Origin of the sequence: Dactylosporangium sp. NPDC000521 (genome assembly GCF_042898305.1) — a bacterium.
GTDB lineage: Bacteria > Actinomycetota > Actinomycetes > Mycobacteriales > Micromonosporaceae > Dactylosporangium.
The window spans coordinates 378,558-389,354 of the sequence record NZ_JBIAYW010000006.1 but is presented as its reverse complement, the minus strand read 5'-3'; the positions used below and the strand labels follow the sequence as shown (position 1 = coordinate 389,354).

8 protein-coding genes are annotated in these 10,797 nt (G+C 75.6%); 4 read left to right on the top strand and 4 right to left on the bottom strand.

The genetic code is table 11. The features are described 5' to 3' along the window. Positions 1–35 precede the first annotated feature (35 nt). Positions 36–1,361, top strand: coding sequence for a condensation domain-containing protein (locus ACFY3L_RS22200; RefSeq protein WP_389326935.1), 1,326 nt, complete (start codon positions 36–38; stop codon positions 1,359–1,361). A gap of 59 nt (positions 1,362–1,420) precedes the next feature. Here the strand turns inward: ACFY3L_RS22200 and ACFY3L_RS22195 are convergent, their stop codons facing one another. The 3 genes from ACFY3L_RS22195 to ACFY3L_RS22185 all read right to left on the bottom strand — a co-directional run bounded on the left by ACFY3L_RS22195 (position 1,421) and on the right by ACFY3L_RS22185 (position 7,050). Then, complete coding sequence (locus tag ACFY3L_RS22195; protein ID WP_389326932.1) at positions 1,421–4,675, bottom strand: tetratricopeptide repeat protein; 3,255 nt, start codon at positions 4,673–4,675, stop codon at positions 1,421–1,423. Between the two features lie 154 nt (positions 4,676–4,829). Beyond that, positions 4,830–6,011 (bottom strand): RCC1 domain-containing protein, encoded by a 1,182-nt coding sequence (locus ACFY3L_RS22190; RefSeq protein ID WP_389326930.1) that lies wholly within the window; start codon positions 6,009–6,011, stop codon positions 4,830–4,832. Between the two features lie 187 nt (positions 6,012–6,198). Continuing rightward, on the bottom strand, positions 6,199–7,050 hold the full coding sequence (locus ACFY3L_RS22185) for a helix-turn-helix transcriptional regulator (protein ID WP_389326927.1): 852 nt from the start codon (positions 7,048–7,050) through the stop codon (positions 6,199–6,201). Between the two features lie 86 nt (positions 7,051–7,136). On the opposite strand from ACFY3L_RS22185, the gene ACFY3L_RS22180 reads away from it, so the two are divergent. From ACFY3L_RS22180 to ACFY3L_RS22170, 3 genes are all read left to right on the top strand, one after another. Next, positions 7,137–8,096: an SDR family oxidoreductase gene (locus tag ACFY3L_RS22180; RefSeq protein ID WP_389326924.1), complete on the top strand. Its 960-nt coding sequence runs from the start codon at positions 7,137–7,139 to the stop codon at positions 8,094–8,096. A 21-nt stretch (positions 8,097–8,117) separates the two neighbouring features. Then, a complete protein-coding gene (locus ACFY3L_RS22175; RefSeq protein WP_389326921.1) occupies positions 8,118–9,065 on the top strand; it encodes an acyltransferase domain-containing protein in 948 nt (315 codons plus the stop codon). 126 nt (positions 9,066–9,191) lie between these two features. Continuing rightward, the gene (locus ACFY3L_RS22170; RefSeq protein WP_389326918.1) at positions 9,192–9,641 is read left to right on the top strand and encodes an SCP2 sterol-binding domain-containing protein; all 450 of its coding nucleotides are present in this window, start codon (positions 9,192–9,194) and stop codon (positions 9,639–9,641) included. A gap of 57 nt (positions 9,642–9,698) precedes the next feature. Here ACFY3L_RS22170 and ACFY3L_RS22165 read toward each other — a convergent pair whose 3' ends face one another. Next, positions 9,699–10,751 carry a carboxymuconolactone decarboxylase family protein gene (locus ACFY3L_RS22165; RefSeq protein ID WP_389326915.1) on the bottom strand — a complete coding sequence of 351 codons (1,053 nt, stop codon included), beginning with the start codon at positions 10,749–10,751 and terminating at the stop codon, positions 9,699–9,701. Positions 10,752–10,797: the final 46 nt, after the last annotated feature.

Sequence of the window (10,797 nt, the reverse complement as noted above, 5' to 3'; positions counted from 1 at the left end):
TCGCAGTCGACTTTAGAAACTGAACAGGAACGAGAATGAAACCGACACGACGGGGGCCGCTGACCTGCGCGCAACGTGAGTGGTTCCTTGACGTCGGCATCGACGCGGACTCGCCGTGGTCGTCCGCCGCGAACTTCACCAGCGTGGTCGACGGTGCCGGCGCGCCGGTGGGCGTCGCGCTGGCGGCGATCGGCGACCTGCTCGATCGGCACGAAGGTCTGCGGACCCTCCTGCCCGTGACCGGCCCCGGCCGTCGCGAGCAGCACGTTCTCCCGGCGGCGGAGCGGCTGGGCGAGGTGGTGCGGGTCGCGCCGGCCGGCGCCGAGGCGGACGAGGCGATCGCGGCGGCCGCGGCCACGGCGTTCCGGCTCGGCGAGCAGCAGCCGGTGCTCTTCGTGCTGGCGGTCGCCGCCGGCGCCGTGCGGCGGATCGGGATCGTCGCCGACCACTCCGCGGTCGACGGATGGGGCATGCGGGTGCTCCGCGGTGACTTCTTGCAAGCCTTGCGGAGCCGGATGAGCGGCCGCCCGGCGTTCGACGGCCGGCCCGCACCGGAGCAGCCCCTGGAAACGGCCGAGTGGGAGATGTCCGCACCGGGCCGGGCCCATGCCGATCGTGCCGAGGCGCACTGGCGGCGCCAGCTGGGCGCGCTGCGCGACGGGCTGTCCGGCTGGCACCCGAGCGGCGGGCCGGCGCCGGCGGACCCGGTGCTGCGGTCGCGGTGGCTCGCCTCGGCGCACGCCGCCCGGGCCGCACAGGCCGTCGCCGCCCGCACCGGCGTGCCGGTGTCGGCGGTCTACCTGACCGCGTTCGGCTCGGCGATCGGCCTGGTCGAGGGTTCGCCGTGCGCCGGCGTCCGGACCCTCGCGGCGAACCGGCTGTCGGCGGGGACGCAGGCTTCGGTCCGCAAGGCGGTCATGCCCGTGCCCGTCCTCGTGCCGGGGACCGGCGACCTGGCCGCGCGGCTGGCGGCCACGGCCAGCAACCAGCTGCACGGCCACCGGTTCGCCAACCTCGACCCCGCCCGGGCCGCGGCGGTCAGCGCCGAGGTCCTCGGTGAGCTCGCCGGGACGGGCGCGGCCGTGGCCCGGTTCAACTACATCGACGCGTCCATCGTGGGCAGCGCGGCGAACAGCCGTTCGCTCGGCGCCGAGGCCATCCCCTTCACCGACCCGGCTGTGCAGGACCGCGTCACCGAGCAGCCCGACCGGCCCGGCGGGTCACGGTACATCCTGTCGGTCCAGCACCGCCCGGGCGCCGCGCTGATGACGATCGCCTGCCACGGTGACACGGCGTGGGCACCGGCGGCCGGCGACATGCTCCGGCACATCGAGGCCACCCTGGTGCGCGCCGCCGGGTAGGCGCCCGGCCGGCGGCGGGCACGACCGGCGCCTGTGGGGTGGCCGTGCCGGCGTCGTGGTCAAGCGCCGCCAGACGGCTCAGGGTCCGGACCGGTGTCGTGGGCCAGGCGGCGCAGGTCCGCGGTGACGCGCGCGGCGTCGGGCAGGCCGAGGTCGGTGTAGATCGTCAGGGCGTGCCGCCACTGGCGGCGGGCGGCAGCCGGGTCGCCGAGGGTGACGTGGGTCCTGGCCAGGCCGTCGTGCGCGACGGCCCGCTGCAGGAGGTCGCCGGTGTGGTCGGTGAGGGTCAGCGCCTCGGCGAACCGGTCGCGGGCCGCCTCCGGGTCGCCGGCGGCGAGCAGCGCGGCGGCGAGGCCGTTGACGGCCTCGGTCTCGTTGGCGCGCTCGCCGATCTCGCGGAACAGCGCCAGCGCCTGATGGTGGTGGGCGATCGCGGTGCCGGGCCGGCCGAGGGCGACGAGCGCGCGGCCGAGGCTGTTGCGCGCGGCGGCCTGGCCGGCCTGGAAGCCGATGTCGGTGCAGATCGCGAGGGCCTGCTCGTGGCAGTCGGCCGCCTGTTCGTGGTCGCCGGCCTGCTGGTGGACCAGGCCCAGGTTGTCCAGCGCGTACGACTCGCCGAGCCGGTGACCGAGGTCGCGCAGGATGACGAGGGCCCGGCGGTGGCCGTCGGCCGCGGCGCGGAGGTCGCCGAACTGCCGGTTGCCGACGCTGATGTTGTTGAGCTGGGTCGCCTCGCCGAGGCGGTCGCCGGCGGCACGGTACCTGTCGAGGGCGGTGTGCACGTACTCGCGGGCGCGCTCGTAGTCGCCGAGGCGCCACACCGCGGTCCCGAGCAGCTCCAGGCAGTGCGCCTCGCCCGGGATGTCACCGGCGGCGCGGCACAGCTCCAGTGCCCGGCGGTGCAGCTCGGCGGCGTCGCCGAAGCGGCCGGACCGCCGGTAGGTGATGCCGAGCCGGTTCAGCGCGCCGGCCTCGGCGGCGCGGTCACCCAGCCGCCGGGCGACCTCGTGGGCCCGGGTGTGCAGGACCAGCGCCTCGCCGTAGTAGCCCAGGTCGAGGTACCGGTGGATGGCGGCGGCCAGGGCGACCGTGTCGGCGGGCCGCCCGTGAACGGCGAGCGCGACGACGTTGGCGCGTTCGCGGTCGAGCCATTCCCGCGCGGCGGCCGGGTCGTCGAAGGTGCCGTGCGGGGCCGGCTCGCCGGGCAGGGCCGCACCGACGGCGGCCGCGGCCGTGTGCGCGTAGTGCTCGACGAGGCGGTCGAGGGCCGCGGTCCGGGCGGGCTCGGAGTCCTCCGCCAGGACGCGTTCGGCGGCGTACGCCTGCAGCAGGTCGTGCGTCGCGAAGCGGCCGGCGGCGGGTTCGGAGAGCAGGTGAGCGCCGGTGAGCTCGGCGAGCAGCGGCGCCACCCGCGGCGGGTCCAGGCCGGCGAGCCGGGCGGCGGCGGCCGCGCCGAGGTCGGGCCCGGGATGGAGGCCGAGGAGTCGGAACAGCCGGGCGGCGGCCGGGGTCAGCTGCCGGTACGAGCAATCGAGCACGGCCCGCACGTCGGTCCCGGGTTCGCCGCTGCTCAACGCGCCGAGGCGGTCGGCGAGGTCGGCGGCGAACCGGGCGAGCGGCACGCCCGGGCTGACCGCCGCCCGGGCGGCGGCGACGGCGAGCGCGAGCGGCAGCCGGGCGCACCGCTCGACGATGGTGTCGATCGCCTCGGCCTCGGCGGCGGTGCGGTCCGCGCCGAGCCGGCGGGTCAGCAGCGCGCGGGCCTCGTCGTGGGTGAGCAGGCCGAGCTGGACCGGCTCGGCGCCCTCGGCGGCGACGAGCCCGGTGAGGCTGTGCCGGCTGGTGACCAGCGCCAGGCAGCCCGGTGCGGCCGGCAATAGCGGGCGGACCTGCTCGGCGTCGCGGGCGTTGTCGAGCAGCACGAACATCCGCCGGCCGGTGAGCAGGGTGCGGAACAGCGCGGACCGCGCCTCGAGCTCCGCCGGGATGCGGCCGGGCGGCAGCCCGAGCGCGGTGAGGAACCCGTGCAGCGCCTCGGCGCCGCCCACCGCGGCACCGGTCGGGTGGAAGCCGCGCAGGTTGACGTACAGCTGCCCGTCCGGGAACCGGGCCCGGACCCGGTGCGCCCAGTGCACGGCGAGGGTGGTCTTGCCGACGCCGGCGGTGCCGGAGACGACGATGACGGCGGACGCGGCGACCCGGTCGAGCGCCGCGACGGCGCCGGCCCGCCCGGCGAACGCCCGCAGGTCGGCGGGCAGCTGCGCCGGCGCCGGCCGGGACGGGCCGGCCGCGGTCGTGACCGCCGGCTCCTGGCGCAGGACCCGCCGGTGCGTGGCGGCCAGGTCGGCGCCGGGCTCGACGCCGAGGTCGCCGACGAGCCGGCGGCGGATGCCCGCGTAGGCGCTCAGCGCGTCGGCCTGCCGGCCCTCGGCCGCCAGGGCCGCGATCAGGTGGGCGTGGAGCAGCTCGTGCAGCGGGTTCGCGGCGGCGAGGTCGCGCAGCGTGGGCAGGCAGCGGCGGGCCTGCCCGGCGGCGAGCGCCAGCTCGGCGTACCGCAGCGCCATCGCGATCCGCTCCTCCACGATGGTGGTGACGAGCGGATGGTCGCGCAGCTGGGGGATGTCGTCGAGCGGTCCGGCCCGCCAGTGCCCGGCGGCCAGGTCCAGCAGATCCAACGCCCGCTCCGGCGGCGCCGCGGCGGCCAGGCGTACGGCGTGGCGGAACTCGCTGAGGTCGAGCTGGTCGTCGGCGAGGTCGAGCTGATACCCGCTACCGGTCCGGTGGATGGTCGCGGACCGGCGGCGGCCGGCCGGCTGCAGCGCCGCGCGCAGCCGCGACAGGTGCGTGTACAGCGCGCTGGCGGCGTTCTCCGGATTCCCTCCGTCCCGCAGCAGGTCGACCAGGTCCGCCAGCGGCACCACGGTGTTCGCCGACAGCGCGAGCCGGCCGAGCACGGCGCGCCGGGCGCTGCGGCCGACCGGCACCGGTTCGGGGCCACGGTGCACAGTCAGCGGTCCGAGGATGCCGAGCCGCACCGGCGCGTCGGGGGCGGCGGGGCGGGCCGGCGGGCTCCCCCCGGCGAGCGCAAGACGGCGGAACGCGGCCCCGTCCTCGCCGGTCAGCCCGAGCGCGGTGATGAACGCGTCGACCGAGCGGCGGTGCGGCCGGCGGGTGCGGCCCTGCTCGAGGTCGCGGACCGCCGCAACGCTGACGCCGACCCGCTCGGCCACCTCCCGCTGGCTGAGGCCGGCCGCCCGGCGGTGCCGGCGCAGCAGCCCGCCGAACTCGCCGTCCTGATCAGCCCTCGTCTCCACCGGCACCCAGCCTAGTACGGCCGGGGTGCGGGTTTCGCATTGCAAGATCGCGGAAAGACGCGCCCCCGATGATCGTGGGGCACCTCGGTGGGCGGGTGCCGCGGCTGATCACGGGGCAGCCGGTGGCACCCGCCCACTTGATGGGGCGCGAGCGTCAGATGGTCGGGATGGTCACCTGACCCGGGGTGTTGCGCTGGGTGGTGGTGCCGTCGCCCAGCTGCGAGTTGCCGTTGTTGCCCCAGCACCACAGGCTGCCGTCGGCGCGGATCCCGCAGGTGTGGTAGTTGACGACGAAGCCGGGCGTCCAGGTGGTCGCGGTGCCGACCTGGGTGGGGGTGGAGCGGTTGGTCGTGGTGCCGTCGCCCAGGCCGCCGGCCATGTTGTTGCCCCAGCACCAGAAGCTGCCGTCGGTGCGGGAGCCGCAGGTCGTGTTGTCACCCGCGTTGGCCTTGTTCCAGGTGGTGGCGGTGCCGACCTGCACAGGAGCGGACTGCAGCGGGCCGGCGGCGCCGAGCTGGCCGTAGCCGTTGTTGCCCCAGCACCACAGCGTGCCGTCGGTGCGGGTGCCGCAGGAGTGCGCGTAGCCGGCCGTGACGCCGTTCCACGTGGTGGCGGTGCCGACCTGCGCCGGGGTGGTCGAGTAGGCCAGGGTGCCCGTGCCGATCTGCCCGCTGGAGCTGTCGCCCCAGCACCACAGGGTGCCGTCGGTGCGGGTGCCGCAGGTGTGCGCGTAGCCGGCCGTGACGCTCGCCCAGGTGGACGCCGTGCCGATCCGGACCGGCGAGGTCAGGTAGTAGTCAGCGGTGCCGGTGCCCAGCTGGCCGAGGCGGTTGAAACCCCAGCACCACAGCGAGCCGTCGGTGCGGACGCCGCAGCTGTGGGCGTCGCCGGTGCTGACGCTCGCCCAGGTGGTGGCGGTGCCGACCTGGACGGGGGCGTTGCGGTTCGTGGTGGTGCCGTCGCCGAGCTGGCCCCGGTTGTTCCTGCCCCAGCACCACAGCGTGTGGTCGGTCCGCACCCCGCACGTCTGGCTGCTGCCGGCGTCGATGCCGGCCCACGTGGTGGCGGTGCCGATCCGGGTGGGCGTGGTCCTGGTGTCGTTGGTGCCGTCACCGAGCTCGCCGCTCCAGTTGCTGCCCCAGCACCACAGCGTCGCGTCGGTGCGGATCGTGCAGGTGTGCGCGTAGCCCGCGGCGACGCTCGAAACGGTCGGGGCGGCGGCCGCTGCGGGGGCGGCGAACGCCGTGATACCGAGCGCGACGCCCGCGATGGTCGCCGCCACGGCGATCGAGCGCCGCAATCGGGCCCGCAGCCGGCCTTCCTGATGTCTGCCCATGTGATGTGCTCCTCACCGACGTCGATGCACGACCTTGATCGCGGGGACGCTACGGTCGCGCGAGCCGGGAGGGCAACGCCGCGGGCGCCGCGCCGCCACGGGCCTGGGCCGGCCGCCGAAACTTACAGCGGTCAATCGGCCGCCCGGGTACGGTGGCGGGTTGACCCGGGACACGGCCGCGTCCTCGTCACGCCTCGGTGCCGACGACCTGGTGGGTGCCGATGACGGAGAGCAGCTGGAGCTTCTCGTGGCTCTCGCTGCCGGGGACCGCAGTGTAGACCAGCAGGGAGTGCCCCTGGTCGGAGTCGAGCAGCGCCTGGCACGTCAGCTCGAGGAGGCCGACCTCGGGGTGGATGAAGCGCTTGACGTGGCTGTAGCGCACGCCGATCTCGTGCTCGGCCCAGACGGCCCGGAACTCCTCGCTGCGCTCGAGCAGGAGGCGCTGCAGATGGGCGGCCCACGAGTCCTGCCCGCGCAGCGTCACCGTGGCGCGCAGCCCGGAGGCGAAGACGCGGGAGTGCAGCGCGTGGTCGTCGGGGTGGTACCTGGCCCGGCAGGCGGGGTCGGTGAACCACCGGTAGCCGATGCTGCGGGCCGGGCCGGTGTAGCCGGTCAGGTCGCCGGTGAGCGCGACGCCGAGCGGGGTCTGCCGCAGCGTCTCGCCGAGCTCGGTGACGACCTCGGCCGGCGTGTCGGCGAGCCGGTCGAGGATGCGCAGCAGGCCGGGGCTGATGTGGGCGCTGGTGGTGCCCCGCACCGGCGGCCGGTGGCCGGCGAGCCGGAACAGGTGGTCGCGCTCGTCGAGCGACAGGTGCAGGCCCTGCGCGATCGACGCGATCATCTGCTCGGACGGGTGCGGCCCGCGCTCCCGCTCCAGCCGGCTGTAGTAGTCGGCGGAGATGTGGCAGAGCGTCGCGACCTCCTCGCGGCGCAGGCCGGCGGTCCGGCGGCGCTGCCCCCGCGGCAGGCCGACGTCCTCGGGCTGCAGCGACTCGCGGCGCCGCCGCAGGAAGCCGGCGAGCCCGGCACGGTCGATCATGTCTTCGGTTCTACCACCGTCGCCGGCGCGGAGCCTGGGATTGAGAGGCCGTGGATACGGCCGCGGATCACGCGCACAGTGGGGGCATGACACGCAAACCGGACATCACCGTCCCCGCGCTCAACGGACAGCTGGCCCTCGTCACGGGTGCGAGCGACGGCGTCGGGCTCGGCCTGGCCGCCCGGCTCGCCGCCGCCGGCGCCGAGGTCGTCATGCCCGTGCGCAACCGCCGCAAGGGCGAGGCCGCGGTCGCGACGATCAGGCAGCGGCACCCGCACGCCGTCCTGTCGCTGCGGGAGCTCGACCTGTCGTCGCTCGCCTCGGTCGCCGCGCTGGGTGCCGCGCTGCGCGACGAAGGCCGCCCGATCCACATCCTCGTCAACAACGCGGGGGTGATGACGCCGCCGGAGCGGCAGACCACCGCCGACGGCTTCGAGCTGCAGTTCGGCACCAACCACCTCGGTCACGTCGCGCTCGTCGGCCACCTGCTGCCCCTGCTGCGCGCCGGCCGCGCCCGCGTGACCTCGCAGATCAGCATCGCCGCGAACCAGAACGCCATCAACTGGGAGGACCTGAACTGGGAACGCTCCTACGACGGCATGCGGGCATACAGCCAGTCGAAGATCGCGTTCGGCCTGTTCGGCCTCGAGCTGGACCGGCGCAGCCGGGCCGGCGGCTGGGGCATCACCAGCAACCTCGCCCACCCGGGCGTCGCCGCCACCAGCCTGCTGCAGGCGCGGCCAGAGGTCGGCCGGGCCCGCGCCACGCTGGGCGGGCGCATCGTCCGTGCGCTCGGCCGCCGCGGGATCCTCGTCGGCACCGTCGAGACCGCGCTGCTGCCGGCCCTGTACGCGGCGACCTCCCCGGACGCGGGCGGCGGCCGCCTCTACGGCCCGAGCGGGTTTCAGCACCTCTCCGGCGCCCCCGCCGAGCAGCCGGTCTACACCCGCCTCCGCGGCGAGGCCGACGCCCGCCGCGTCTGGGAGGTCTCCGAGCGTCTCACCCGGGTCGCGTTCCCGGCGACGCTGTCCCCGTCCGGAACGTAGTCGCGAGGTAGGGTCGTCCGCGTGGACCTGGACGACATCGCCGCCCGGCTCGGGGTGGACGCTGAGGAGATCGCGCGGGTGCACCGCCTTGCCGGGGACCCTTCGCCGGCGCCGTTGCCCGCCAAGGGCGCCGCGCCCGCGATGCTGGAGCGGCTCGGGGTGGGGCCGGACGACGCCGCCGAGATCATGGCGGGCTGGCCGGACCCCGGCGCTCCACTGTGGACAGACGAGCTGCGGTGGCTGCTCGACCGTTCGGTCGCGCTCGTGCGCGCGGACCTCGGCGGGTACGGCTGGCTCGTGCCCGGGCCGGAGCTGCCGCGCGACCGGGGGCCCGCGTGGCGGCACCTCTACGTGTACGTCTACCTGGCGCTGGTGGACGCCGTCATGGGGTACCACCGGGAGCACGGCGTCGCCGAGGAGGTGTCGTGGGCGACGCTCGCGGACCTCGGGCGCAACCTGGCGGTCGACCGGCGGATGCGGGGCGAGGGCTGGCCGGTCATGCAGGCCTGGCTGAGCCTGCACTGGCGGGGCGGCGTCTACGAGCTGGGGCGCCTGCAGCACCAGCGCGGCGCGGGCGCGATCGACCTGCACGTGCCCGACTCCGGCCCGCTGACGCCGGCGGCGGTCGACGCGTCCCTCGACGAGGCGCGCGCGTTCTTCCCCCGGCACTTCCCGGACGAGGCCTACACGGAGTTCGCCTGCGGGTCGTGGCTGCTCGACCCGCAGCTGCTGGAGTACCTGCCCGGGGACTCCAACATCGTGAAGTTCCAGCGCAGGTTCGAGCTGGAGCCGTACGAGGCGGCGGAAGGGATCGACCCCGACGTCGAGGTGCGGCGGTTCGTGTTCCGGACCCTGACCACCCCGCTCGACCAGCTGCCGCGGACCACCGCGCTGCAGCGTGCCGTCGTCGAGCACTTCAACGCCGGCGGCCACTTCCAGTGGCGCAAGGGGCGCTTCCCGCTGCGGTGACGCCCGCACAGACGCTGCGGTGAAGCCCGCACGGATGGAGACGTGGTGGCGGGCGTCGATGTCTAGGGTGCTGGGCAGAGCCGCCTTGCATCGGCTTGATGCGGCGGGTGGTGGAAGGGGAAAGCCATGACCGTGCCCGACGTCAATCCGGCGACGCTCCCGCAGGCGGAGTTCGCCCAGGTGGTGAAGCGCAGCTCCACCGGGGACCTGCGCCGGCTCATGACCGGCGAGCAGCGCCGGGCGGTGCTCGACGAGGTGTTCGTGCGGATGCCCGGCGTGTTCCGCGCCGACCGGGCCGGCTCGACCAACGCGGTGCTGCACTGGAAGGTCGGGGACCGGCCGGACGGCGGCGCCGACACCTACGAGCTCGTCATCGCCGACCGCACCTGCACGCTGTCGCCCGGCCCGGACCGCACGCCGACGCTGGAGCTCAGCATCGGCGCCGTCGACTTCCTGAAGATGGTGACGGGCAACGCGAACCCGATCGCGCTGTTCATGCTCGGCAAGATGAAGGCCAAGGGCGACATCGGCCTCACCGCCCGGGTCCCCAACCTGTTCGACGTGCCCAAGGCCTGAATCGCGGCACGACCAGCACCGGCGGCGCGTGATGCACAGCGCCGCCGGTCTTTCGTGTCAGACGGCCGGTGCGCCGTCGGGGAGCCGGGCGCCGATGCAGCGGGCCGCGGTGAGTGCCGCCCACGAGACCGCCGCCACCAGCGACGCGTCGCGCGGGTCGCCTTCGCGGAACGCGCCGACGACGCGGTCGCCGACCTGGTAGGCCGACTGCGCCGTCAGCAGGACGAGCCGGCCCACGGCCACCTCGTCGTCGGGCACGCCCGCGAGGGCCGCGTCCGCCCAGGACGCCGACACGCCCGGCGGGCTGCCGTCCCATTCGGACAGCCGGGTCAGCAGCAGGTACCGGATGCGCTCCGGCACCACAGGGACGGCTGCCTCCTCGACGGCCGCGCCGGCCCGGGCGAACGCGTCGGCGATGCGGGTCTGCCCGGCCCACGCCAGGTCCGGCGGCACGGGGGCGGCCGGCAGCAGGTCCAGCGACGCGCCGGGGGCGGCCTCGCGGCGGGCAAAGGTGCCCATCATCCGCCCGGCCACCCACAGCGTGCCGCGGCGCGTGAAGGCGGGCAGCGGCGGCAGCGGCGAGGGGCGCAGGAAGACGCTGACCATCCGGTTGATGTAGTGGAAGACGAGCGCGACGCCGCCGAGCTCCGGCAGCTGCGTGGCGGGGAACGGCACCGCGCCGCGCAGGACCGGGTCGCGGGCCCAGCCGGCGATCGCGCGCAGCCCCGGGTCGGCGACGTCGTCGAGCCGGCCGGCGGCGATCGCCTGGGCGTCGGGTCCGCCGCCGAGGCCGGTGAGGGCGGCGCCGTGGATCTCGACGCAGTAGGGGCACGCATTCGCCGTCGAGACGGCCGCGGCGACCGCCTCCTTCGTCGCGCGGGGCACCACGCCGGTGACCAGCAGCGTCTCGCGCAGCATCGTCCAGGCGCCGGCGAGCACCGCGGGCGCCGGCGAGTGCAGCGCGACCGGCGGGGCGAGCATGCCGAAGTCGCGCTCGACCTGGCGGTACACCTGATCGACGAGACCGGTCGCGGACGACGGCTCGACGGGTGTCACGCGACCGACGTGGGTCAGCGCGATGCGCCCGGCCGCACGGGTGAACAGGGACACGGAAGCCTCACAGAGATGAAAAGGAGCCCGCCGGAGGGTCCGGCGG

What these genes read in the sequence shown, in the direction of transcription:
- ACFY3L_RS22200 (WP_389326935.1), top strand. Translation starts at nt 36, where the DNA reads ATGAAACCGACACGACGGGGGCCGCTGACCTGCGCGCAACGTGAGTGG.
- ACFY3L_RS22180 (WP_389326924.1), top strand. Translation starts at nt 7,137, where the DNA reads ATGACACGCAAACCGGACATCACCGTCCCCGCGCTCAACGGACAGCTG.
- ACFY3L_RS22190 (WP_389326930.1), bottom strand. Translation starts at nt 6,011, where the DNA reads ATGGGCAGACATCAGGAAGGCCGGCTGCGGGCCCGATTGCGGCGCTCG.
- ACFY3L_RS22185 (WP_389326927.1), bottom strand. Translation starts at nt 7,050, where the DNA reads ATGATCGACCGTGCCGGGCTCGCCGGCTTCCTGCGGCGGCGCCGCGAG.
- ACFY3L_RS22170 (WP_389326918.1), top strand. Translation starts at nt 9,192, where the DNA reads ATGACCGTGCCCGACGTCAATCCGGCGACGCTCCCGCAGGCGGAGTTC.